Raw genomic sequence first — 24,413 nt, forward strand, 5'->3', positions numbered from 1 at the left:
TAAAAGTTGGCGGTCGCCTATCTTTTGATTAAATAATTAATTATTAATTATAAAACTATAAGGGGAAATGGAATATGTTCGATAACAAGGTTGCGATTATTACGGGCGGAAGCGGCGGTATCGGTCTCGCGGCGGCCCGCTTGCTGTCCGCGAAAGGCGCGAAGGTGCTCATCACCGGCCGACGGCAGAGCGTATTGGATGAGATCGCGTCCGGCGACTCGAATATAAGAGGCTTCGCGGCGGATGCCGGCGATCCCGAGGCGGCATCCCGGACGGTTGCGGCGGCGATCGAGCATTGGGGACGAATCGATATCGTCGTCAACAACGCGGGAAGCGGCGTATTGCAACCATTAGCCGACGCGAACGCGAAATCGATTGCCGACATTTTCGCGGTCAACGTCGCCGGACCTGCTTTGCTTGCCGCCGCTGCCATCCCGCATCTTGAACGGACGTCGGGCGCGATTGTCAACATTTCCAGCACTTACGGCAGCAAAGCGGCATCCGGACTGTCGCTGTACGCCGCCAGCAAGGCGGCGGTGGAGCATTTGACGAGGTGCTGGGCGCTTGAGCTGGCTCCGAAGGGCATTCGGGTGAATGCCGTCGCATCGGGGCCCGTCGAGACTGCTTTCTTGCGCGAGCGGATGGGACTTTCCGACGAACAAATCGATGCCGTGAAGCGGCAGGAGCGGGAAGCGATCCCCCTCGGCCGGAGGGGAGTGCCCGGCGATGTGGCCCGCTGGATCGTCAGCCTGGCCGACCCGGATGCGAGCTGGATTACCGGCCAAGTCATTGCGGTTGACGGCGGTCTTGCCATTGCCTGATATCGGGGGAGCTGCCTTTTGGCGGCTCCTTTTCATTTTGCTCCTGTCCGGCAACCGATTCGATGTTAACCCTTTACAGGCGTACCACGCTCTGCTAAAATGACTTTGTTTTAATTGTTAACCTTTAAAAAATAAATTTGGTTAACAATTCAACCGAAAGGAGTGTGATAACGATTGGGATTGACGTACGATCAGCTGGCCGAGATGAATAAGAAGCATTTATGGCATCCTTTTACTCCAATGAAAGCGTACAACGCGGCCGATCCGCTTATAATCGAACGCGGGGAAGGCGTATGGCTATACGATGTCCATGGCCGACGATATTATGACGGATTTTCGTCGGTGTGGCTTAACGTTCACGGGCATAACGTGCCGGAGCTGAACAAGGCGATAACCGACCAGCTCGGACTCGTCGCGCATTCGACGCTGCTTGGTATGGCCAATGTGCCGGCGGTCGAATTGGCCGCGAAGCTGGCCGGCATTGCCCCGCCGGGGCTCTCCAAAGTTTTTTTCTCCGACTCGGGGGCTGCCGGCGTGGAGATCGCGCTGAAGATGGCATTCCAATACTGGCAAAATCGAGGCCGCCGCGGCAAAGCAACCTTCATCTCGATGAACGGGGCGTATCACGGCGATACGATAGGCGCAGCCAGCGTCGGATCGATTCCGCTGTACCGGGAGACGTTTCTGCCGCTGCTGTTCGCACCGCGCATTCTTCCGTATCCGTACGCTTACCGCCATCCCGAAGGCGCCGAGGGTGCGAAGGATGCGACGTTGTCGGCGCTCAGAAAGCTGCTGGAGCAAGAGGCTGACGAGATCGCGGCGCTTATCGTGGAGCCGATCGTCCAAGGGGCGGGCGGCATCGTCGTCATGCCGCCCGGCTGCCTGAGCGGAATCGCCGCGCTATGCCGCGAGTACGGGGTGCTGCTCATCGCCGACGAAGTGGCGACCGGCTTTGGCCGGACAGGCGAGATGTTCGCTTGCGATCTGGAACGCGTATCGCCGGATCTCATGGTCGTCGGCAAAGGCTTGACCGGCGGGTACCTGCCTGTAGCCGCAACGCTTGCGACCGACGAGGTGTACGATTCGTTCTGCGGCGATGACGAAAGGCGGACGACGTTTTTCCACGGCCACTCGTTCACGGGCAACCCGCTGGGCTGCGCCGCCGCGCTTGCCAGTCTCAGGTTGATGGAGGAACGCACTCTGGTAGAGGAGGTACGCGCGAAATCCGCATTCGTATCGCAGAAGCTGGCGAAGGCGGCGGAGCTCGTTCACGTCGGCGATGTTCGCCAACAGGGATTGATGGTCGGCATCGAGCTTGTCCGGGACAAAAGCACGAAAGAGCCGTTCCCATGGGCGGATCGCATCGGGGTTCGCGCTGCTCAGCGGGCGAGGGAACTGGGCATGCTTACGAGGCCGCTTGGCCATGTTGTTGTATTTATGCCGCCGCTTGCCAGCACCGAAGCGGAGCTGGACGAGATGACGGATATTCTCGTTAAGGCGATAGACGACGCTACGATGGGAAGCGAATGGCGATGAGGCAGCGATCCGGCAAGGCTGGGGAACGCCCCCGCACAGCCGATTGCGGCGCGCGCGGCGGTGCAGGCGAGCATGTCAGCCCGACAAGCCCGCTGCGCGGATTGTTCGTGACCGGTACGGATACCGGCGTCGGCAAAACGGTGGTGACGGCAGCCATTGCCGCGGCCTTGCGCGCCGAAGGGACGAATGCCGGCGTCTGGAAGCCCGTTCAATCCGGCGGGCTGCCCGGCGGCGGCGGCACCGACGCGGAGCGGCTCATCCGCGGCTCGGGCATCGACGAGCGGCCGGATGCCGTCGCGCCATACGCCTTCTCCGCGCCGCTCGCTCCCTCGCTGGCCGCCGCCGCTGCAGGCGCGTCCATCACGATAGGCGAGCTGATCGCCGCGGGCAAGCCGCTAGCCGCACGGTATGAGGCGCTGCTCGTCGAAGGCGCCGGCGGCGTCGCCGTTCCGTTATCCGACGATGCTCTAATCGTCGACCTGATTGCGACGCTGGGTCTTCCGGCTCTCATCGTGGCCCGCTCCGGTCTCGGCACGGTCAATCATACGCTGCTTACCGCTTCGATGCTGCGCGCGGCCGGCGTTCCGGTAGCTGGCGTCGTGCTGAATGACGGATATTCCCTGAACCCGGAGCGGGACGATCCCAGCGTCGTGATGAATGCTGGGTTAATCGAACGGTATGGCGGATTGCGCGTTCTTGGCCGGTTTCCGCACGTCGGAGATGATCCGGCTAGCGCCGAGCTTGCAGCGGCCGCCGCCCGTTCGATCGATTTGGCCCCCGTGAAGGAATGGATGGCGCGATAAGGGAACCAAGCCCGTCTCGTCACCCGATAAATAACAATCAGGAGGTTGCCGACATGGAGGAAATAACCGCTGCTTCGCGCTGGAATGTTCTGTCGCGGAAAGCGTTAAACGGTGAACGGCTTACGCCCGATGAGGGGCTTGCGGTTCTGGAGGCGGATGCCGACGAGCTGCTGCCGTTGATGCACGCCGCCTTCGCGGTCCGTAAGCATTTCTACGGGAAGAAGGTAAAGCTGAACATGATCATCAATGCCAAGAGCGGCCTATGCCCGGAGGATTGCGGCTACTGCTCCCAATCGATCGTATCGGCCGCGCCGATCAGGAAGTACGCGCTGCTGGATAAAGAATCGCTGCTTGCTGGCGCTCGCGAAGCGATTGCGCGCCAAGCGGGGACGTATTGCATCGTCGCGTCCGGCAGGGGCCCTACGGACAACGAGCTCGATCAAGTCATCGACGCGGTACGGGAAATCCGCGGTACGACGCCGCTTAAAATTTGCGCCTGCCTCGGCATTCTGAAGGACGGGCAAGCGGAGAGGCTTGCCGATGCCGGCGTTCACCGCTACAACCATAACCTCAACACGAGCCAAGCGAATTACCCGTCCATAACGAGTACGCATACATACGATCAGCGCGTCGATACCGTGAAGAAAGCGAAAGCCGCGGGAATGTCGCCTTGCTCCGGGGTCATCATCGGCATGGGGGAGAGCAATCGGGAAATCGTCGACATGGCCTATGCGCTGCGCGAGCTCGACGCGGATTCGATTCCGGTCAACTTTCTGGTCGCCATTCCGGGGACGCCGCTGGCGGGCGCAGTCCGGACGCCGGCGATAAAGGCGCTGAAAGTGCTCGCCTTATTCCGGTTCGTCTGCCCGGCCAAGGAAATTCGCGTATCGGGCGGGCGGGAAGCGTGTCTCAGGTCGCTTCAGCCATTATCGCTCTATGCGGCGAATTCGCTGTTCGTCGGCGATTATTTGACGACGTCCGGTCAAGAAGCGGCAAGCGACCACCGGATGATTGAAGACTTGGGCTTCGAGATCGAATTATGCGCGCTGTAAGGGGGAGACTGCATTGCAATGGATGGAACGCGAGCTTGCCGAATGGGCAGAGCTGGCGCAGGAACGATCGTTAAAAGGCGCGGAGCCGGTTCCGGGCAAGCCGGGCTGGTTGCTTAGAGGCGGCAAGCCGCTTCTCGATCTGTCCTCCAACGACTACCTCGGGCTGTCGCGGCACCCCGATATCGCCGAAGCGATGCGCCAAGCGTTATTAACAGGCGGCGCCGGCGCCGGAGCTTCCCGGCTGATGACCGGCAACCGGGAAATCTTCGCCGAGCTCGAAGGCGCTTTGGCCGATTGGCAGCAATGCGAGGCGTCGCTTGTCGTCGCGAACGGCTACATGGCCAACGTCGGCGTCGTTAGTTCCCTGGTAGGCCGCGGCGACGCCGTATTCAGCGACCGGCTGAATCATGCCAGCCTGACGGACGGCATCGCACTCAGCCGAGCGGCTCACTACCGTTACCGCCATAACGACGTCGCTCATTTGGCCTGGCTGTTGGAGAAGAACCGCCACGCGAGACGCAAGCTCATCGTAACGGACACGATCTTCTCCATGGACGGCGACCGGGCGCCTCTTGCCGCTCTAGCCGACCTGAAACGCCGGTACGGCGCCATGCTCATGGTCGACGAAGCGCACAGCGGCGGCTTGTATGGCGGCAGCGGCGAAGGATTGTGCCGCCAGCTTGGCATCCATGGCGAAGTCGACGCGCATGTGGGGACGTTCGGCAAAGCATTCGGAGTCTATGGCGCATACGTTAGCGGAAGTCGAACGCTGATCCGCTATCTCATGAACAAGATGAGGCCGTTCATGTACTCGACGGCGATGCCGCCGTCCGTCGCAGCCGGCGCGATGGCGGCTCTGACGCTGGTCCGGGGCGCCGAGGGCAGTCGGCGCCGCGGCCATGTCCATGCCGCAAGCCTAAGCTTCCGCGGCATGCTGTCGGCCGCCGGCTTTCAAGTCGGCGGCGGCGATTCGCCTATCGTGCCGATCGTTGTCGGCGACAACGAGACCGCGCTTCGCTTCGCCGCCGCGCTCGAGGACGAAGGCATCGCGGCCGTGGCGATCCGGCCGCCGACCGTGCCTGCGGGCCACGCTCGCATTCGTTTCTCGCTATCGGCGGCGCACGCGGACGATGAGCTGGCGGAGGCGGCGCGGAGCATTGACAACGCCGGTCGAACGGCAGGCATCGAGCGGCGATGAACGCAGGGAAAGGAACGATCTTATGGTTGACCGGCTGGAGCTTCGCAGCTTCGTTGTTCGACCCGTTGCGCGAGCAGCTTCCGGAATGGCGTCATGCCGCCGCGCCCTATCATGACGCCGATGCTCCGGAGCGGTTTCTGGAGCTGGCGGCGCAGGCGGCACGTTCTATCCGGGAAGCGGGGGAAGGCCGACTGCTCGTCGCCGGATGGTCGCTCGGCGGGCTGTCCGCTTTGCGGCTGGCCGCGGAAGAAGAGGTGGACGGGCTAGTGTTGCTGAGCGCAACTGCCAAGTTCGTCCGGGCCATAGAGGAAGGCAAGCTTGGCTGGCCCGAGCGCCACGTTCGCAGAATGGACGCCGAGCTGCACCGAAATCGCGAAGCCGCGGAGGAACGGTTTCGCGGAACGCTCCTCACGGACGAGGAGCGAGCCAGCGGCTATGACGCGCTCCTGCCTCCGTCCGGCGGCTGGACGGCCGGCGCGCTTGCCGCCGGGCTGGAGCTGCTGCGGCAAGAAGATTGCCGCGCGCTGCTTGGAGCCGTTGCATGCCCGGCGCTCGTCGTTCACGGCAGCTTGGATACGGTATGTCCCATCGGAGCGGCCGATGAACTCGTCCAGTCCCTTCCGCGCGCGGCGCCTCATATCATGGATAAAAGCGGGCATGTCCCGTTTCTCGGCAGGGAGAAGGAGTTCGGCGAAACGATACGGAGGTGGTGGAATGAGCGGCAGCTTGAACGCGATTAGCCGCCGATTCGAACGCAGCGCCGCCGGCGCTTATGACGCGAATGCCGGCGTTCAGAGAGAGATGGCGGGGAGACTTGCCGGGCTTTGCGCCGATAACCGGGATGACGGCGGCGGGAGGCCGGCCCGCATATTGGAAATCGGCTGCGGCACGGGGGCGTTTACGGAGAAGCTGACGGCCGCTTGGCCGAATGCGCAACTAACGGCCCTTGACGTCGCACCGGCCATGCTCGAAGCGGCTAACCGCCGATTAAGTTCGTCCGGCAGCGCAGGCAGCGAAGCGGTTGGACGGAACATCAGCTTCGTGCGCGCCGACGCGGAGACCTGGGTCAGCGATGCGGCTCCGGCAAGCTTCGACCTGATCGCTTCGAACGCATGCTTTCAATGGTTTTCGAGGCCAAGGCAGACGCTGCATGAGCTTCGGAGGCTGCTGCGTCCCGGCGGATCGCTCGCCTTCGCGACGTTCGGGCCGCTTACGTTCCGCGAGCTGCACCATTCCTTCGAGGCCGCCTATGCGAAGCGGGGGCTCGCCTCGCAGCGTCACGGTTTAACGTTCTGCGAACCGGGATTATGGGAAGCGATGCTTGCCGACGCCGGCTTCGGGCGTCCGCAGCTTGCCCGGCGTATACAGCTGGAAAAATACCCGACCGTACGAGACTTTCTGCATTCGGTCAAGGCCACGGGAGCGAGCGCCTCGCAAGCTTCCGCCTCGGCGGCTCACGGGCTGAAACGTCTGTTTGCCGATATGACCCGCTCCTATGAGTCGCAATACGGGAGCCCGTCGGGCATTTGCGCCACGTACGACATTATTCTCGTCCGCGCGGCGGTACCGCGCTAGAGGAAGCACTCGGAGATCCAGACCGATCTGCTGCTCGGCCTCCAAGAGCAGCGCTAGCCCGTATCCCGATCGCTTTATCCGCACGCCCCGGTCACGTTTCGTGATCGGGGCGCTTTCGCTTGCCGCCGATTCGGCCCGCAGGCCGTCTTATGCAATACGGCTGACCATCCGCCGATCTAATGGTACAATCAACATGATTGTACGATACTTAGAGGAAGGCAGGTTGAAACGAATGTCCGAGCAAGCCGTATCCGATTGGCCGGTCGTACATAACGTCGGCGACATCATCATGCAGGCCGGATTCGTTCTCGGCCCGCGGACGATCAACGATTACGAGCTGGTCTACTTTCCCGACGGTTCCGGCACGATCTACGAGGTCGAGGGGATGCCGTATTTGCTGGACGAGCCATGCTTCGTCTTCACGCGTCCAGGCGAGTGGCATGCGTACCGCTTCGCTCCGGAGAAGAACGTGCGGCATATGTTCGTTCATTTCGAATATGCATCCCTCCGGGAGGGGAGCGAGCGGTTCGAGCCTCTGCTAAGCGGCGGCAACCGCTTCTTGGCCGAACATTACGCCTTGGTCGCCGGCATGATGCAGAAGCTGCTGTGGATCGCCAATCGACAGCCTCCCCACTGGGCAAGAAGACTGGCTGCGCTGCTTTCCGCTTCGCTCGAAGAGCTGTCGATTGCACCGGAGCCGTCCGGCGGCGACGAAGCCCGTCCGCTGCCCGTCCAGGTTCAAAGAGCGGTCGAGTACATGGAGGAGCATCTGTCGGGCCCGCTCACGATCGAAGAAATCGCGGCGCGTTCCGGCTGGACGCACGAGCACTTCACCCGCGTGTTCTCCCAATCGCTCGGCATGACGCCGAAGCGCATGCTGCTCGAGCGAAGACTCCGGCGCGCGGAGCTCCTCATGATGAGGGGAGCCGGTTCGCTCAAGCAGATCGCCTATTCCGTCGGATTCGGGGACGAGCATCATTTCTCAAAAATGTATAAGCGGATTCGCGGCATAACCGCCTCCGAATATATTAAGCGCTGCAACGATCCGCTGTTCCGTCATACGGCCGCCGCCATGGACGCGAGAGCGCACTACCCGGTCAACCGGTATATCCCGGTCCAAACGTGATCAAAAAAAGACATCGGAAACCGTCTTGGAGCCATGGCAGGCGAGTCTCGCGCACGTTTACAATGAGGGTGCAGACATTTTCGAGATATCGGAGGGATTTAGAGCGATGGGGAAGTTTTATGTCCCGAAATCACGAGCAAGGGATAACCGTTATTTGGTTAGCGTGAAGGAGTACGCCCATTACCACAAGGAAGGCTATCTGATCGTCAAAGGACTGCTCTCCACCGATGACGTTGCCGAGCTGTACGAGCTGGCCGAGCAATCCAGACTCGATCGTCTTAAGCTCGATCAAGCGGCGGATGCCGCCAGCACCGACCCGCTCAAGGAAGAATTCGCGAAGGCGACGCGGATTCATATGTTATCCCGGCTCCATCCGGCGGCGGAGCGCGGCATGCTGCACCCGAGAATTCTAGATGTAACGGAAGCGTTGATCGGCCCGGATGTATACGCCCTGCAATCGATGCTGTTCCTGAACCCGCCCGGCAAGGGAGGCCAGGGCTGGCATCAGGATTCGTGCTATATCCGGACCCACCCGGATACGCTGATCGGCGCATGGATCGCCCTGGAGGAAGCGGACGAAGAGAACGGATGCTTATGGGTCGTTCCCGGCTCGAACCACGAGCCCGTCTATCCTCCCGATGGGATGGGAGGCGGCAACGTGCATGCCGTAGACGCCTTCGGAGATTTAAACGGCGTGCAGAACGTCAGTCATCTGGACGATGAGGTGAACACGCTTTCAAAAATTGTCGCCAACTATCCGCCGCCCATTCCGGTTCCGCTAAGCCCGGGCGACGTCCTGTTTTTCCATTCGCATTTGTTCCACCGCTCCTATCCGAACCGAACGGCCGACCGCTACCGTCGCTCGTACGTGTGCCATTACTGCAATGCCAGGTCGTGGGTTCCATGGGATCATGACGGCTTCGAAGGCGATTCGGGCAATTACCGGCAAATTCTGGCCCGAGGCAGCACGCATCTCCCATACGCGGTGCCCGCGTTCGGCACCGAGCTGTTTTTGTCGGAAGAGGGGGATGAGTCCGGCAGCGTAACGATGATGGGCATGGACGACGGCATGATGATGCCGATGGGGATGAAGAAGGACGATTGATCGGCGGCAAGACTAATAATCGAGAGGAGACGAACGCATGAACGAAGCCAATGTTGCGAAGCTGCCGGAGGACGCGAGGATACGCCGTCTCATGCCGCCTTCGGGCCTCGTCGAGCTGGTGCTGGACACCGACGCCTATAATGAAATCGACGACCAATTCGCCATCGTCTATTCGCTGCTCGCCAAAGACCGGATCCGCCTGAAAGCCGTCTACGCCGCTCCGTTTCATAACGAATTGTCGGACGGGCCGAAGGACGGCATGGAGAAGAGCTACGACGAGATGATCCGCATATTGGAGCGCATGAACGTTCCGCACGAAGGCTTCGCGTTCCGCGGCTCCGAAAGCTATCTTCTCGAGGCCGGCAAGCCGGTCGAGAGCGAGGCCGCCAGGGATCTTGCTGCCAGGGCGATGGCGATGCCGGACGGCGAACCGCTGTACGTCGCGGCAATAGGCGCGATCTCGAACGTCGCCTCGGCCATCCTGCTGGAACCCCGGATCATCGACAAAATCGTCGTCGTCTGGCTGGGCGGCCATGCGCTCTGGTGGAACGACGCGAAGGAATTCAATCTCGCGCAGGACGTTATTGCGGCAAGAACGGTGCTCGATAGCGGCGTGCCGCTTGTCCTGATCCCGGTCATGGGCGTCAGCTCGCACCTGGCGACGACGCTGCCGGAGATTAACGCGTTCGTGAAGGGAAGAGGAGCGATCGGCGATTTTTTGGCCGAGCGGTATGAGAGCTGCAGCAAGGACCATTTCGGCTATTCGCGCGTCATCTGGGATATATCGACGATCGCTTATTTGCTTCAACCGGAAGCGATGCGCACCGAGCTCGTGCCGAGCCCCGTTCTGACCGACCTGGTCACCTGGAGCAGGGACGCGAGCCGGCACCTTATCCGAAGCGTCACCTATATTAATCGGGATGCCGTTTTCCGCGATTTCTTCCGCAGGCTGGACGAATATAGCAACGGAATGGAAGCGTGATCGATTCCGCCGTTGTTGTCAGCTGATCACGCCGGTGCTTCTAATATGAACTTGAACGCTGGTTTTCAACTTCACATCCTTGTACTCGTTCTTCCAGTCGATGCTCTTCCATAGCTCGGGATGGCTGACTCGCAGCTTCCTGCCGATCCCTAGCGCATCGCAATTCGCATTCAGCAATTTATTCGCGGTATTGGACGCCCGAATGTTCAGTGCTTCGGCTAACTCCTTTTTCAGCCGCCCCCGATCGACTTTTCCTCCTTCATCCGTGGGGTAGCTGCTAATGTCGCCGTATAGGTCAACCTTTACGGCGCATTCGATTTGCTGCGTGTTTTTATCGACGGACACGTCCATCGTCCGCTTTTCTTTCCGGACCTGAAAAGTAATCATTTTTGCTGCAGCTTCATCGGTGTCACGCTCATTGGAGCTTTGGTTCATAGGGATATCCAGGAGAACACGCTTGTTTAGCTTGTTCATCAGAAGCAATAACATCATGCTTTCATCCCTGGACAAAGTCACGCCGCTGTACCGGCTTCCGTCGAATAATCCGATGTTGTCCACGACCAAAGCCTTATTCTTCGTCTTATGGATCACAGGCAGCACCGTATCAACGCCCGGGGCAGTCATTTGACTCCACAAGGTAAACAAGGTTTGCTCCGGAATAATCGTTTTGGCTACCGCTCCTTCGACCATTTGTTTAATGCTGTAAGCGGCGGGGCTATTTTCCGCGCTTTTAATAGCCAACACTTCCGAAGCCAATCCCTTGCTTATTAGAATATTCGATGTCAGATACCCTTTAGGATCCCGGTAAAAAAACTCCAAAGTAGACATGACGCCGCGCTTAGCCAGCTCTTCCCCAATAATAAATACATGTGTTTTGGTTGCTTCGATGGTGCCCGGAAGCATGCTGTCCATAATCGAACCGATATGTAATACGGAATCCCCGGTCGCTTGAATCAATTGATCCTTTACCTCGAATTGTCCGCTGCCTTTGCTATCCAGAATGAGCGTTCTAACCGCCGCCGCCACTTGACCGTCTTCCGAGGCATCAAGGCTGATTCCATTTATTATCTTTTTTTTGGTTAAATAATGAATGTCCCAACACCCCGTAAGGGCCGCGGCCAGCAATCCGATACAAATCGCAAAAGTCATTTTTTTTCTCATGCGGACCCGACCTTCTTCTTGTTTTTTAGCAGGAAGGATGCCAGCCACAGCAGAAACGGCAATGCCGCAATCATTGCAAGGTAACCGTATTCCACCCATTTGCGGAAGAGGTCTATGCTTTCCATGGAGGATAAATATAATCCCAATAGATAGACCAGCACGCCGCTGAACCATATAAGCTTTCGATAAGAGCTTTGATTTGCGGTCAGGCTTTTCCCGGCCAGGCATAAATACGAAACGATGGTGGCGGTCATCGGAATAATCCAAATGGCTAAAAAGATGAGATCCAAGCGGTCAAACAATTGATAGGTTAACCCTTTGAACATATACAAAACCGGTTCATTCACCCGTTCCAATACTTTGGGGCTGAATCCGATCAGACAGAGGAATACAAAATAAGCATAAAACAAGGTGACAAAGCCATTCGCGAAGGAGAAGACGCGAATCAAGCTTTTGCCATTGTTTTGGACCTGGGCGGCGAAATAAAGAATGACTTCAAAACCAAACATCGCAAAAACCGTTTTTTCGCTTCCCTGGACCATATGCGCGAATCCCGATTCGCCTACCGGCAAAATATTAGCAACCTGCAATTCATTCGTAAAATTTAAAGTACTGATCAGGATCAGCAATCCGAAGAGAACGGAGGTCAGAACAAAAAATCTTGCGATGACGCGCAAATTTTCAAGAGCCAGATAGATCCCCGTCCCGATAATGAGCAGAAGCAGAACCCAACCGGGAGTCATCGGGAGCATCCAAATATGGACCAGCCGGACATAAAGCGTAATCGCGTAACCTGCAATGAGAACAAATAAAACATAATAAATAAAGTTGACGGCTTTACCTATATAAACGCCAAACAATCGTATCGTAATATCGCTTAATGTCTGGTTCGGAAATTTTCTGAGCAGCTGCGAATATACGATCAGCAACAGCTGAATGGCTGCCCCGGCCATAAGAACCGAGATCCAGGCATCTCCTTTGGCCGAGCTTTGGATTTTCGAAGGCAAGGATAAGAGGCCTATGCCGATCTGCGTTTTGACGATCAAAAAGAACAGCTGAGGTCTGGTTACCGAATGATTCAAGACCGTTTCCACCTCCCGGAAAATAACGGTTTTAAAGGATTGGATTTCCCACTCTGCGGTTCTTTATCGTCCATCCATCTTGGCAGCCGCAAATACATATCTTTCGCGTTCTCCTTCCCTTTAAAAGGACCAAACGGCGTGAAATAGGGAACTCCGAGCGTCTCGATCTTGCATAAATGAATGAAGATGGCCATCAGCATAATGGATATGCCGAAAAAGCCGAACAAAGCCGCGGCAAGCATCATCGGAAAACCCAATATTCTTAAGCTTGTCCCGAACTCGTTCAATGGGGTCGCGAACGAGGCAATCGCCGTCAAACCGATAACGACAATCATCGTATGCGAAACCAGCTGAGCCTCAACAACGGCCGTGCCTATAACCAAACCCCCGACGATACCGATCGTTTGGGCGATGGGCGAGGGGAGCCGGATCGCCGCCTCTTTCAGCAATTCAAGAATGGTTTGCATGAGGAGCGCCTCCAAGATCGGCGGCAACGGCACGTAGGTTAAAGAAACCTTGACGGAATAAAGAATCCCGATCGGCAGCACCTCGGAGTGGTACGACACGATGGCGATATAGAACGCAGGCAAACAGGTGGCCAATATAAAGCTGACTAACCGTATAATCCGATAAAACGAACCGATGATCCATCGGCTGTTATAATCGTCGGGCGATTGGTAAAACGAGAAAAAGGTAATGGGCAGAACCAATACATTCGGGCTGCCGTCAACGGCAATCGCGATTTTTCCCTCCATGAGGTAAGATACAACGCGATCCGGCCGTTCAGACTGAATCGTTTGCGGGAACGGGGAAAAGGGGTGTTCCTCAAGCCATTCATCGATGTTGCCGGCGGAATACAAATAGTCGAGCTGAATGGACGATATCCGTTTCAAGCATTCCTCGACGATCTTCGGGTCGGCCAGGTCGTCCATATAAATGATGGCAACTTTCGTATTCGTGACGCTGCCGAGCGTATAGTAGCCGAGCTTGAATTTCGGACTTTTGATCCGCTTGCGGAGCAAATAAATATTCGTGCTCAAGCATTCGTTAAAGCCTTCATGCGAGCCTTTAATAATTTGCTCGCTCCTGGGTTCCTCGACGGAACGGCCTTCCTTCTTCCCGGCGGACATCATGACCGCTTCCGAATCGTTCTCCGTAACCGCGACGCAATACCCTTCGAGCAGCGCACGGCCGATCCGGACGACGTCGGATGATTTGGCGATCGAAGCGGACGAAACGACCTGACCGGGAGCTAATTCGATCGATTCCTGCAATGGCTGAATGATGGCGGCCTGCATGAAGTCCTTGTCGACGAGCCCCTCCAAATAGAGCAGGGCATAGCTTTGATCGTTCGTTTCGATCCGTCGGATCATCAAATCTTCCGTATGCGACATATAAGCGTTAACTTGATCGATTTTCCTCTCGATCGATCCGGCCTCCAGCGCAATCGGGAACGATCCTGCTTGCGGGGCGAGCGGCGTTCGACGAAAAGTAGACTTCATGGGATCATCTCCCTGCGCTGATAATCATTGCCGATGATTTAAATATCCCCATAATCGTTTTCGACAATACCTTGCAGGTTTACGGTAAGTTATTCGATGGGAAGAAGGAGGCTAACAAAAAAAGGAGTTGTCTCAGCAGTCGACAGCGACTTTGAGACAGCTCCTATGTTTGATTTAAGCTTTCGGGGACAACGTAATCCGAATGTCGTCGAGGTAGAAGGTCGTGCGTCCTTCGTAACCGGAATCGCTGCCGATGATGACGTAAAGCTCTCCTTCGGCGTTCGTCTGGAGCGTTGCCGCATGGCTCATCCGCTTCTTCTGAAAGCCTTCGACTGCGTTATCGGGCTTGACCATATTGCCCACGATCTTCAAATCCGCGCCTTCCGTCGATTGGTTGCCTTTGTCGAGATTCAAAGCGAAGAAGGCTTCTTCGCCTTGGGTCTGCTCCACGACCTCCGGCGCCTTCGCGGCGAAACCGGCTTTGATGCTGACGGCTTCTCCCGGCGCGCCTCCGACGCCAACCATGCCGCCTTCCTCGTCGGTGTACAGGCTGAACGACAGCGACGCGTTATAGGCCGTATTCGGCTGCAGGCCGTCGATCTTGCGCGCGGCGAACATGAACAAGTCGTCGCTTCTGTTCATTCCGCTTAATTTCAGTCCGTAATTCGAAGCGTTATCCTTGAGAGGAATAAGTTCCCTGGCGTAAGCAAGCTCGTAGATCGAAGGCTCGAAGTTCACCGGAAGATCGGCAAAATCGCCCTGCCAGCCCTCGTCGTCCCGATCGAGAGAATAACTCTCGGTGACGACGCCGTCTTCTTCGGCGTTCGCTTGGATCGTTACCTTCTTTTCCTTCGCGTTCCAGGACGTATTCGCGTCCAGCAGTTCCGATACGGCTTTGGCCGGAACGAATGCTTGTCCCCGGATCGCCGTAACTTTGGCCGGAAGCTTGACGTTTTTGACATAGGTGCCCGCAACGGCGTCTTTGCCGATTTGCAGATGAACCGTTAATTCGCCTCTTGCAAGCCGTATCGACTTATCGGCCGGCTCCCAGTTCAGGGAAGCGTCCAGACCGTCCGCGAGTGCCCGAACGGGCACCATGGCCGTGCCTTGCTCGATATAAGGCGCGATCGGCAGTTTGACCGGCCCGTTATGATCAATGGCAGTCAGGTTTCCAATCTGGAATTGCACGGAAGGAAGCGCGTTCTCGTCTGCGCCGAATGCCGTGGCCGACGGAAGGACCGCCGTCAACGCCGCCGCTGCCAATAAGGGTACGATGCCTTTGCGAATCTTCCTCTTCGTCTTCGTTATGTTGTTCATGAGCTGTACCTGCCTTTCTATTATTGAAGCCGTTACAGTGCTATAAACGCCGCGATGATTAAAAAGGTTGCAAGAGCTGGGGCAGGGAGTACTTGACAAAAAAAAGCAGCCAGCTTATGATTAGAATGAACATTCGATCTAGATAGTGGGAAGGAGAGACGGAGCATGTTTGCGCGCTACAACAAAGTTCAGCAAGCCGTGCTGGAGACGACGCTGAGGCTGATTATCGACAAGGAACTGCAAGCCACGTCCATGTCGTTGATCGCCAAGGAATCTAAAGTATCGACGGGGAATATTTATCATTATTTCTCGAGCAAGGAAGACATCATCAACGAGCTGTATAAAGCGATCGTGCAATTCAACGGCGAATACGTAACGAAAAATTGGAGCGATGCCGATCCGGTCCGGGTCCGGTTCGAACGGGCATGGGAGAACGTCATCCGGCTTGGCATGGAATACCCGCAAGGCTTTCAATTCATCGAGCAGTACTCTTTCTCGCCCTACATTTACGAAGCGTCCAAGCTGGAGGCGTACAAGGGGGGATGGTGCGGTCCGCTGGAAGCCGTTTATCGGGAGGCGATCGCCGCCGGCCTATTCAAACCCGGTCTCGAGCCCAGGCTGATGGTCCAAATGCATTACGGCTCGTTCGTCTATCTTCTCAAAGCGCATTTGCAGCAGTATTTGGAGCTGAACGAAGAGACGATCCGGAGCGCAATCTCGTCGTCCTGGAACGCGTTCGGTACGGACAAAGCCGTCATGACGTAACAGTCGGAGGAACGACTCCTCCTTTCCTTACATTAGATCGAACGTTCGATTTATATTTGTTTATGTAAACATTCCTAAGGAGGAATATCCAATGACGAAAACGATTTTTATTACGGGGACCAGCTCCGGGCTGGGCAAACTAACGGCCATCCATTTTGCGAAGAGGGGATGGAAGGTGGCGGCGACGATGCGCTCGCCCGAGAAGGAGACCGAATTGACCGCCTATGACAACATAAAGATATTCAAGCTGGACGTTACGGATGTCAAGCAAGCGCAGCAAGCGGCCGCCGACGCCATCGAAGCGTTCGGGAGGATCGACGTCGTCGTCAACAATGCCGGAATGGGCTCGTACGGCCCATTGGAACTGGCCGAGGAAGCGACGATCGATTGGCAATTCGCGGTCAACGTCAGAGGGCCGATCAACGTCATCCGGGCTTTCCTTCCGCATTTCCGAGAGAGCGGGGGAGGGAAATTCATAAATATCAGTTCGTATATGGGCGTAACGACGGCTGTCCCGACCGGTTCCTTGTACAACATGTCGAAGTTCGCGTTGGAAGGCTTGACCGAAGGTCTATATTACGAACTAAAGCCATTTAACATCGATCTGCATCTGATTGAGCAGGGAGGTACATCGGGCAACAACTTCATGAACAACGTCATTTGGAATGCCGATGATGCCGTGACCGCTTACGACGGCATAACGAATAAAGTCAAAGCGCTCATGCAAGCCGCCGTCAACGGTCCTATGGACGATCCGCAAACGGTCGTGGACGCGATCGCCGCGGTCGCGCTAGGCGAGAACGTCGCGTTCCGCACGCTGGTCGGCGACGAGGGCAAAGGCTTGATGGCGATGAGGAACGCCATGCCGATCGAAGCCTACTTGGAGAATATATACGCCAAGTTTCAGTGAGATGCGTTCAAAGAATGTAAAAAAAGAGGAGGTTAACCGGCATTTCCGTTAGCCTCCTCTTTTATTTTGCCATTATCCGACTCTTGCCGCTTCGAAACGGGTGCCAACGCCCGATTGGATGTTACCGGCTACCGTACCGCCAATCGTGAAGAAGACCTGCACCTGGTCGCCGGCTTCCAGCCGGACGATTCCTCCGGCGTCGATGCTGTCATCGCCGAACGTAAACGTCTCGGAATCGGTCAGTACCGGCGAGTTATTCACCCGCACAGCCATGGCGACCTGCACTAACGTGCTCGTGTTGAGCACGAAACTCACGCTGGCGAATATCGAGTAAATGCCGCTTCTTCGCGGAATGAACGTCGATGTGGCCGGGTTGTATTCTCCGTTCACATCGAATTCTTCCATTCCGTACAACACTTGAGGGAAGGGATTGCCACCGGCGCCCGGTACGGGCTGGTTCGCGCTCGCGATGGCTCTGAACGCCGATCTGCAGCCGCATGCATTCGTTTTTTTGGCGCCGCTTCTTTTGACGATGGTCCGCTTGAAGACGATGTTGTTCACGATTTTGTTCACCGGCCATTTCGGACACTTCGCCACGGGCTTCTTGCCGCGTTTTTTTGCAGGACCTGTCCGTGTTTTGGAAGGACATGCCCGTTTTTTGGGAGAGCTCTTCGCAATCTTTGGATATCCCATTCCTCCACCACCTTCTATTAATCTAGCAGTCGCTACATGATAGTGTATGCATCCGATAGGTTTATCGTTTGGATTGGAGCCCGCAATCGATATTTTGAACATCGGACCTGCACCGCGGCTCCCCGAATCGATAGGATATAGAAACGACCATGAGGAGTCTGAAGCGAATGGCCAGCTCGAAATGGAATTTGCATAAATTTTATTACCGGGATGCTTATATTCGAAATTTTTTGCCGGACACGGCTTTGCTGAACCAGGAGTCCCTTAAGCAGTTTTTGGATAAATACGATTCGGTCTACATCAAGCCGGATAGACGCCACGGCGGCAACGGCGTCATTCGCGCCCGAAAGTCGGAGAACGGCTATTCGTTCACGGCGATTGCAGGCAGGAAGGCCGAGAACGAGTCGGATATCCCAACCGTCCAGGAGCTTTACCGAAAAATCGCAAAACGCGCGATCGACGACAACTACATTATTCAGCAGGCCATTCCGTTAGCCGTCATTAACGGACGTCCTTACGACATCCGTTCGATGATGATGCGCAAACCGGGAGGCTTATGGCGATTTTACGGCTATTTCGCCAAAGTCGCGGGTACGGTCTCGATCATCACCAACGTGTGCCGGTCCGGCGGCTACGTAATCACGATCGAAGAAGCGCTGCGCAAATCGCTGGGCTTGACGCAGGAGCAAATCAAACAAAAAAAGGAGAGCATGCTCGATTTAAGCTTGAAAATATGCAACCGGTTTAAGAAATACAAGGCCTCGACCACGCAAATCGGCATTGATTTCGCCTTGGACGATAAAGGGGAAATATGGATTATCGAGGTTAACTTCGACCTGCCCGATCATTCGGGCAACGCCTTCGCCGAGCTTCCCGATAAAACCAATTACCTGCGAATCAGAAGAATGAAGCGATGGCTGCGGTCGATTCGGCGAAAACGGATCATTGCCCGCAGAAGAAAGAAAAAGTAGGTTGCACCCGTCACGTCAATCGAATGAACCGCTGACCATGGACAGCGGTTCTTTCGATTGCCGTGACGCGAAGGCGTCAGGAAAGGCTATAATAGATTGGCGAAATATGGCGCGGGTTCCACGGGAAGGCTCGGATGGCTGCGAGAAAGCGGCTTTTGATTGGATTTCATCCAGTCAAAACCGCCGAATTTGATGGCAACCCGTATTAGAATGGATTCCATCCAATCAAATGAACTCGATAGGGAGCATATAGGCCGAATCAGACTATTTGCCTGTATAAAATCCAATCAAACCTCTCCTCAAGCATCGATCGGGTCTGTTTGGTTGGATAATATCCAATCAAACTAACTTGGAAAAGGACATTCGGACCTTGAAGTCAAAATTAGCCTGCGCTCGAGCATAAATAGTCGCTGGCTGCCGTAGAATCGGGCTTGCACGACTTCGGCGGCATTCCGCTTACTCCATCTCCAGCACGACCATCTGGTGATTTTCCAGATACGGAACCGTGTAGGCGATCCCGCCGTCTTCCGCGGCGCGATACGGCAGCTCCGTCATCGACGGGGCAAGATAGACCCGCTTGACGGGCGCGGCCGAAGGAAGGCGCAGGCTGACGGAGACGTCCCGCAGCGGCACGATATCTTCGATGACCTCGACGCGTCCCTTCAGCACGGGGGTGGCGTACAGCAGGTGGTTGACGTAGCGGTTCTCCTTCGGCTGGTACTGCACTGTGGCAATGCCGCGGGCCGGCAAATCGGTTCGCAGGACGGGCTTCGGCAGCAGTCGGCCCAAGGCGTGCAGAACCATTTCCTTCAGGATAAGGTGGCCATTGTCCGCGTAGTCGCCGAACACATTCCAGGCGATATAGATGCCGTTGCCGCTTTCAATCATCCCCGGACCGGCGTCCGCTTTGCTGCTCGGCGTATGCTGATGGGAGCAGAAGGCGAACAGATCGCGGTTGAAATACGGATTTTCTTTGCTGCCAAGCGAACGTCCTCCGTTTAATTCCACGAGCTGGCCCTCTCCGTACATGACGAAGGAGGCGGGCGGCAGGGCGTCAAGGTCGAAATCCGGCCGGAAATAGGCCGGCCGGTAAGGGTTGACCCCTTTCCAGTCCAGTCCGAGGTCAAGCGCGAAGGCGTCGCCTGCGACGTTCAGCCCGGAACGGCCGGTCGCGAGCACCTTGCCGCCTCCCTTGACATAAGCCGCAATGGCGCTTGCGAGTTCCGGCCATACCGGCACATCGTCAGGCAGGATCAACACCTTGTAGCGGCCGAAATCGGCTTTGGCATCGACGACGTCGAACAGATAGTGGCCTTCGGTCAGCATGCGCACCGCGCCCGGATCGGCCAGATTGGGCTTTTCCTCCGTCGCGTGACCATCCGGGCAGGCTTCCCTTACCGCCTCGAGCGACAAGACGGCGATATCCGCCACGGACTGCGTCTCGTCGCACCATGGCTCCTTCGTCTCCACCTCGGCGTATGCGGCGCCGATCAAGGCGTAGGTCGCTTCGTCCATAAAGCCCGACGGATGAAGCTGGTCGCCGATCGAGCATTTCGCGCCGTGGGCGAGGCTAAGCGCCGCCTCGAACCGCAGCGCGTTCGGATGCTTGTACCCGCCGAACTCGCCCCAGGACGTATGGAACTTGCCGGTCATGCCGAGAAATTCCATGCCGAGCGTCTGGGCGTAGCGGGCCGACAGCGGAAAATGATCGTAGCCCCATCCGCCGGTCGGCAGCGACTCCAGCTCGAGATGGCTGTTGACATGAGCGAGGTCGCGCCGGCCCCGCCGTTGATGGCCGCTGTTGTGAAAGACCGGAAGGCCGGGCTTGACGGCGTCGACCGTCTCGCGCACGCGGCGCGCGTAGTTCAGGTACGTCCGCTCGCCCAAGTCGGCGACGGCCGCCTCGTCGCGCGGGTCTTGACCGGCCTCCCGGAGGGCGGCCACGCAATACTGGCAACGGCAATTGCGGATGCCCACGATATCGAGGAAGATGCCGTCCGCGTCGTAGCGGGAGACGACTTCATGAATTTGCGCCAGCAGCAGGTCCAGGTACGGCGTATTGAAGCAAAATTCGTGATAGCCCGGGGACATGAAATCTTTCACCCAGCGCGTTCGGTCCTCCGCGTCGCGGATCAGCCATTCGGGATGGCGCCGCGCCAGCTTCTCGTCGAGGCCGGCCGACAAATAGACCGGCGTCTTGACGCCGATTTCATGGGCGGCGGCAATCATCTCGCCGAGCAGGTCGAACGATAGATGCGGATGTATCTCGTTCGCTTCGCTCGGATGGTAAGCCCAGCCGTGATGGCATTTGGAGAAGACGGTGATCGAATCGACATGCCCGGCCCGCAGCATGGACTGAAACTGGGATTTGGAAAACTCGCTTCCGATGCCCGGAATCGCTTCGGATGTATGGAAGTCGAGGTGAACTTGACGAAATCGCATAAATAAAAGACCTCCTTGAGCGTTGGATTGATAGCGGATGCCCCGTAAATGTACCTCTTTTTCGCCGGAGCGACCAGTGATAATATAGACTTTGAATAGCACAAAACTGACTTGCGACAGGAGCGATGCGACATGCTTTGCCTGGAATTCGCCATTCCGCCGCTGCCCCAATTCGTTACGGCGGGACATGCCGTATGGCCGCCCGGAGACCAACATTTCGCCCGAGCCTTCGGCGTATACGATCTGCTGCTTGTGACGAGGGGGACGCTCTACATGACGGAACAAAATACGGAATATGCGATCGGTCCGGGAAAGCTGCTGGTGCTGGAGGCGGGTCTGACGCATTTCGGGCATCGGCCCTGCGAAGAAGATACGGAAATTTATTGGGTCCATTTCATCCATGGTCGCCCGCCGGAACCTATTCGGAGAGAGGATATCCCATGGTCGTCGCTGCTGTCCCAAGGGACGGTCGCGGACGAGGAGCCGTCTTCGCAGCAGCGCTTGTACATGCCGAAATTCGCCTCCGTCGACGTGGAGGCGCTGGAGCCGATTTTGCGGTCGATGAACGAGATCCATAATCGCCTTAACGGCGAGAACGCGCTCAGGCTCCATCTCATGCTGGCCGAGCTTCTTGCGGCGCTTCAGGCGGAATGCGCGCGCATGTCCGAGCCGGAGCCTTCAGTCCGCCTGGCCCGAGCGGCCGCGGCGTACTTGAACGGCCATTGGAGGGAACCGTTCGATCTGGCCGCGCTGGAGGAGGAGCTGCATTTCCAGGCCGGTTACATTGCCAGATGCATGAAGAAGCATATCGGCAAAACGCCGCTTCAATACGTGCTGCATCTGCGCCTGGAGGAGGCCAAAAAATTGCTCGACGGCACGGTGCTAGGCATTCCCGACATCGCAGAGCTGGTCGGCATCCGCGATCCCAATTACATGACGAGGCTGTTTACCGCCAAGCTGGGCGTTACGCCGGGAGCGTACCGGCGGCGACGGCGGCTGAGAGAAGAAGGGGAGGGGGGCGCGGTCCGGGATGGGGATGAAAGGTAACGCCCGGCCGCGTTCAGGGCTCTCGCATAAGTCCGTCACATGGAAGAAGCGCTGCGGCAGATTCAATGAAAAGCTGGCCGGCGAGCCGGTCGGGCATGTCGCTATTGACGACTCAGACGAGGTTATCGAAACGTTTCTCCATCGAATATGACGATAATTTAATAAATGACATGAAGAAAGACGGCTTGAAAGCGCTTATATAATGATGTATGCTTAATGAATCGAAACGTTTCGTTCAAGGCAAAATCGCTTTGATCAACATCGAGGAGAGCTGCGGAACAATGCGAAGCGTTTTGGAAGAAACCGACGTCACTATCCCAAACGAAAGAGATTGAAGGAGAGGATTTCGAAGTGAACAAGCCATCCGTCTATCGAGTCGCTTTTATCGGCTGCGGCAAGCGCGCGCATGAGCACGCGATCGGCGTGCAAGCGGACAGCAGGTGCCAGGTTGTCGCATTGTCCGACATCTCGGGGCAATCTGCCGAAACGCTGAACGCCGAGTTTGGATTTCAAGCCGCTATCTACGCGGACCATAAGGAGATGCTCGCGCGGGAGAAGCCCGACGTCGTGCTTATTTGTCTATGGACGCCGCTGCATTTGCCGGTATTTCGCGATTGCGCGGAAGCCGGCGTCAAAGCCGTGCTGTGCGAGAAGCCGATGTCCGCGACCTGGGGCGAATGCCGGGAGATGGGCCGCATCGCCGATGAGTCGGGCTGCCAGCTGACGTTCTCCTTGCAGCGCCGGTTTGCCAAAGGGAACCAGACGGCGCGGCGCCTGATCAAGGAGGGGAAAATCGGGCAGCTGCTTCGGATGGACCTGTATTCGCCGCCGAACCTGCTGGACTGCGGCATCCACACGCTCGACCAGGCGATGAGCTTCATGGATGAAACGCCGGCGAAGTCGGTGCTGGGCGCGGTCGATACGACCGAAACGTACAACTGGTTCAACGTGCCTTCGGAATGCGGGGCGTCCGGAGGGATCGTCTTCGACAACGGCGTCCATGCGAGCCTCTATTCCGGCTCCATCGATACATGGGAGCCGTCCGAGGATATGACGAAAGTTTGGGCCGGCGTCCGGGCGACCGGAACCGAAGGCTTTATCGAGGTCATGTGGGACGGCCAAATCGTAAGAGGCGTCAATTACGCGGATCCGTCGTGGAAGCCCGAGATGGAGCTATCCTCGATGTCCGATCAAATGAAGGGCTACGTCCGCCATGCGATCGACTGCCTGGAGACGGGCGAAGAGCCGGAAGTATCGAATCGGAAGGCGCTTCGCGCCTCGGAAATCATTTTTGCTTTCTACGAGTCGGTACGCCAAAACGCCCGCGTGGAGCTGCCGCTTACCGGCGTTACGGATAGCCCGTTTATTACGATGCTTGAGAGAGGCCAATTTGCGAAAGAAGGAGCGCGAGGCTGACGATGACAAGACCAAAGCTCGGATTGATCGGAATCGTTCACGAAGAAGCAAAGCAGGATTTCTGGGGTACGATGCGGCGCGTCGCCGAAATCGGCTACAAGGGGATCGAAGGCGGCTCGGAGCTGCTCAAGGGCGATGCGGCGTCGAATGTCGCGCGGTTTCGCGAGCTGGGGCTTGAAGTGGCGACCCATAGCGTGAACAAGGAACAGCTGCGCGACGAGAAGGAGCTGGATCAAGTGATCCGCGAAGCCCTCTCGCTGCAAACGAAGGACGTCACCTTCTGGTGGGACGTGATCGATACGCGGGAGCAGCTGCTTCGCGACGCCGAGTTGTACAACGCGGCGGGCGCCCGCATGGCGGCCGAGGGCTTAAGGTTCTGCTACCACAACCATGCCCATGAATTCCAAAGAACGTTTAACGGCGTATACTCGCTGGATATTTTAGCCGAACATACGGACCCGCGAAACCTTTACTTTCGGCTGGACGTCGCCTGGATAACGCTTGGCGGCGCCGATCCGGCGCACATCCTGCGCAAAATGGCCGGCCGCGTTCCGGCCATCCATTTGAAGGACGTCTACGGCACCGACGAGGTTGGGAAGTGGACGGCGGTCGGCACGGGCGTCGTAAACATCAAGGAGTCCATCGAAGCGGCGACGGAAATCGGGGTCGAGTGGATGACCGTCGAGCAGGATCAGCTCCGCAACCTGACCGGCATCGAGACGGCGACCGTCAGTTATTTGAACTTGAAAGAGAAGGGCTTGCTTTAGCGCGTAAGCGGACGGCGGCCGTTCACCGGGAACATCCGGATGAACGGCCGCTTCTTTGTTTGCTTCATCTTGACGCCGCTCCGCTCCGCTCGTCCGGCCGCGCCAGTCAGAAACAAACCGCAATATGCGGCAGGACGGCTAT

22 protein-coding genes are annotated in these 24,413 nt (G+C 57.2%); 16 read left to right on the forward strand and 6 right to left on the reverse strand.

Annotated elements, in window-relative coordinates; translation table 11 throughout:
* The first annotated feature begins 74 nt into the window (after nt 1-74).
* The 10 genes from IDH41_RS15450 to IDH41_RS15495 all read left to right on the forward strand — a co-directional run bounded on the left by IDH41_RS15450 (nt 75) and on the right by IDH41_RS15495 (nt 10,198).
* A complete protein-coding gene (locus IDH41_RS15450; protein WP_190862539.1) occupies nt 75-821 on the forward strand; it encodes an SDR family NAD(P)-dependent oxidoreductase in 747 nt (248 codons plus the stop codon).
* Nucleotides 822-1,025: 204 nt separating this feature from the next.
* Nucleotides 1,026-2,357, forward strand: a complete 1,332-nt coding sequence (gene bioA, locus IDH41_RS15455) for an adenosylmethionine--8-amino-7-oxononanoate transaminase (protein ID WP_223829768.1) — start codon at nt 1,026-1,028, stop codon at nt 2,355-2,357.
* The gene (gene bioD, locus IDH41_RS15460) at nt 2,354-3,160 is read left to right on the forward strand and encodes a dethiobiotin synthase (RefSeq protein WP_190862544.1); all 807 of its coding nucleotides are present in this window, start codon (nt 2,354-2,356) and stop codon (nt 3,158-3,160) included. Before bioA ends, bioD begins: the two co-directional genes overlap by 4 nt.
* Nucleotides 3,161-3,213: 53 nt before the next feature.
* Complete coding sequence (gene bioB / locus IDH41_RS15465; RefSeq protein ID WP_190862546.1) at nt 3,214-4,212, forward strand: biotin synthase BioB; 999 nt, start codon at nt 3,214-3,216, stop codon at nt 4,210-4,212.
* 22 nt (nt 4,213-4,234) lie between these two features.
* The gene (gene bioF / locus IDH41_RS15470) at nt 4,235-5,410 is read left to right on the forward strand and encodes an 8-amino-7-oxononanoate synthase (protein WP_190862678.1); all 1,176 of its coding nucleotides are present in this window, start codon (nt 4,235-4,237) and stop codon (nt 5,408-5,410) included.
* Nucleotides 5,407-6,150 carry an alpha/beta fold hydrolase gene (locus IDH41_RS15475; protein WP_190862548.1) on the forward strand — a complete coding sequence of 248 codons (744 nt, stop codon included), beginning with the start codon at nt 5,407-5,409 and terminating at the stop codon, nt 6,148-6,150. The genes bioF and IDH41_RS15475 overlap by 4 nt, the downstream gene beginning before the upstream one ends.
* Nucleotides 6,125-6,985, forward strand: coding sequence for a malonyl-ACP O-methyltransferase BioC (gene bioC / locus IDH41_RS15480; protein ID WP_190862550.1), 861 nt, complete (start codon nt 6,125-6,127; stop codon nt 6,983-6,985). Before IDH41_RS15475 ends, bioC begins: the two co-directional genes overlap by 26 nt.
* A gap of 232 nt (nt 6,986-7,217) precedes the next feature.
* Nucleotides 7,218-8,111, forward strand: coding sequence for an AraC family transcriptional regulator (locus IDH41_RS15485; RefSeq protein ID WP_190862680.1), 894 nt, complete (start codon nt 7,218-7,220; stop codon nt 8,109-8,111).
* A gap of 106 nt (nt 8,112-8,217) precedes the next feature.
* On the forward strand, nt 8,218-9,216 hold the full coding sequence (locus tag IDH41_RS15490; RefSeq protein ID WP_190862552.1) for a phytanoyl-CoA dioxygenase family protein: 999 nt from the start codon (nt 8,218-8,220) through the stop codon (nt 9,214-9,216).
* A gap of 37 nt (nt 9,217-9,253) precedes the next feature.
* The gene (locus IDH41_RS15495; protein WP_190862554.1) at nt 9,254-10,198 is read left to right on the forward strand and encodes a nucleoside hydrolase; all 945 of its coding nucleotides are present in this window, start codon (nt 9,254-9,256) and stop codon (nt 10,196-10,198) included.
* Nucleotides 10,199-10,216: 18 nt separating this feature from the next.
* Here IDH41_RS15495 and IDH41_RS15500 read toward each other — a convergent pair whose 3' ends face one another.
* The 4 genes from IDH41_RS15500 to IDH41_RS15515 all read right to left on the reverse strand — a co-directional run bounded on the left by IDH41_RS15500 (nt 10,217) and on the right by IDH41_RS15515 (nt 15,260).
* The gene (locus IDH41_RS15500) at nt 10,217-11,359 is read right to left on the reverse strand and encodes a Ger(x)C family spore germination protein (protein WP_190862556.1); all 1,143 of its coding nucleotides are present in this window, start codon (nt 11,357-11,359) and stop codon (nt 10,217-10,219) included.
* Nucleotides 11,356-12,453, reverse strand: a complete 1,098-nt coding sequence (locus IDH41_RS15505; protein WP_317890755.1) for a GerAB/ArcD/ProY family transporter — start codon at nt 12,451-12,453, stop codon at nt 11,356-11,358. Before IDH41_RS15505 ends, IDH41_RS15500 begins: the two co-directional genes overlap by 4 nt.
* Nucleotides 12,438-13,943, reverse strand: coding sequence for a spore germination protein (locus tag IDH41_RS15510; RefSeq protein WP_190862559.1), 1,506 nt, complete (start codon nt 13,941-13,943; stop codon nt 12,438-12,440). Before IDH41_RS15510 ends, IDH41_RS15505 begins: the two co-directional genes overlap by 16 nt.
* Nucleotides 13,944-14,117: 174 nt before the next feature.
* On the reverse strand, nt 14,118-15,260 hold the full coding sequence (locus IDH41_RS15515; RefSeq protein ID WP_190862561.1) for a copper amine oxidase N-terminal domain-containing protein: 1,143 nt from the start codon (nt 15,258-15,260) through the stop codon (nt 14,118-14,120).
* 165 nt (nt 15,261-15,425) lie between these two features.
* On the opposite strand from IDH41_RS15515, the gene IDH41_RS15520 reads away from it, so the two are divergent.
* A complete protein-coding gene (locus tag IDH41_RS15520) occupies nt 15,426-16,025 on the forward strand; it encodes a TetR/AcrR family transcriptional regulator (protein WP_190862563.1) in 600 nt (199 codons plus the stop codon).
* 91 nt (nt 16,026-16,116) lie between these two features.
* Nucleotides 16,117-16,935 (forward strand): SDR family oxidoreductase, encoded by an 819-nt coding sequence (locus tag IDH41_RS15525; protein ID WP_190862565.1) that lies wholly within the window; start codon nt 16,117-16,119, stop codon nt 16,933-16,935.
* 72 nt (nt 16,936-17,007) lie between these two features.
* Here the strand turns inward: IDH41_RS15525 and IDH41_RS15530 are convergent, their stop codons facing one another.
* Nucleotides 17,008-17,628, reverse strand: a complete 621-nt coding sequence (locus tag IDH41_RS15530) for a complement C1q domain-containing protein (RefSeq protein WP_190862567.1) — start codon at nt 17,626-17,628, stop codon at nt 17,008-17,010.
* 167 nt (nt 17,629-17,795) lie between these two features.
* Between IDH41_RS15530 and IDH41_RS15535 the strand changes: the two genes are divergently transcribed.
* A complete protein-coding gene (locus IDH41_RS15535; RefSeq protein ID WP_190862569.1) occupies nt 17,796-18,599 on the forward strand; it encodes a YheC/YheD family protein in 804 nt (267 codons plus the stop codon).
* Between the two features lie 456 nt (nt 18,600-19,055).
* On the opposite strand, the gene IDH41_RS15540 is transcribed toward IDH41_RS15535, so the two are convergent.
* The gene (locus tag IDH41_RS15540; protein WP_190862571.1) at nt 19,056-21,041 is read right to left on the reverse strand and encodes a beta-galactosidase trimerization domain-containing protein; all 1,986 of its coding nucleotides are present in this window, start codon (nt 21,039-21,041) and stop codon (nt 19,056-19,058) included.
* 132 nt (nt 21,042-21,173) lie between these two features.
* Between IDH41_RS15540 and IDH41_RS15545 the strand changes: the two genes are divergently transcribed.
* The 3 genes from IDH41_RS15545 to IDH41_RS15555 all read left to right on the forward strand — a co-directional run bounded on the left by IDH41_RS15545 (nt 21,174) and on the right by IDH41_RS15555 (nt 24,271).
* A complete protein-coding gene (locus IDH41_RS15545; RefSeq protein ID WP_190862573.1) occupies nt 21,174-22,088 on the forward strand; it encodes an AraC family transcriptional regulator in 915 nt (304 codons plus the stop codon).
* Between the two features lie 351 nt (nt 22,089-22,439).
* The gene (locus IDH41_RS31950; RefSeq protein ID WP_190862574.1) at nt 22,440-23,504 is read left to right on the forward strand and encodes a Gfo/Idh/MocA family protein; all 1,065 of its coding nucleotides are present in this window, start codon (nt 22,440-22,442) and stop codon (nt 23,502-23,504) included.
* Between the two features lie 2 nt (nt 23,505-23,506).
* Entirely contained in the window at nt 23,507-24,271 is a 765-nt protein-coding gene (locus IDH41_RS15555; protein WP_190862577.1) for a sugar phosphate isomerase/epimerase family protein, read from the forward strand.
* Nucleotides 24,272-24,413: the final 142 nt, after the last annotated feature.

The organism is Paenibacillus arenilitoris (assembly GCF_014705655.1).
GTDB classification, from domain to species: Bacteria; Bacillota; Bacilli; order Paenibacillales; family Paenibacillaceae; genus Pristimantibacillus; species Pristimantibacillus arenilitoris.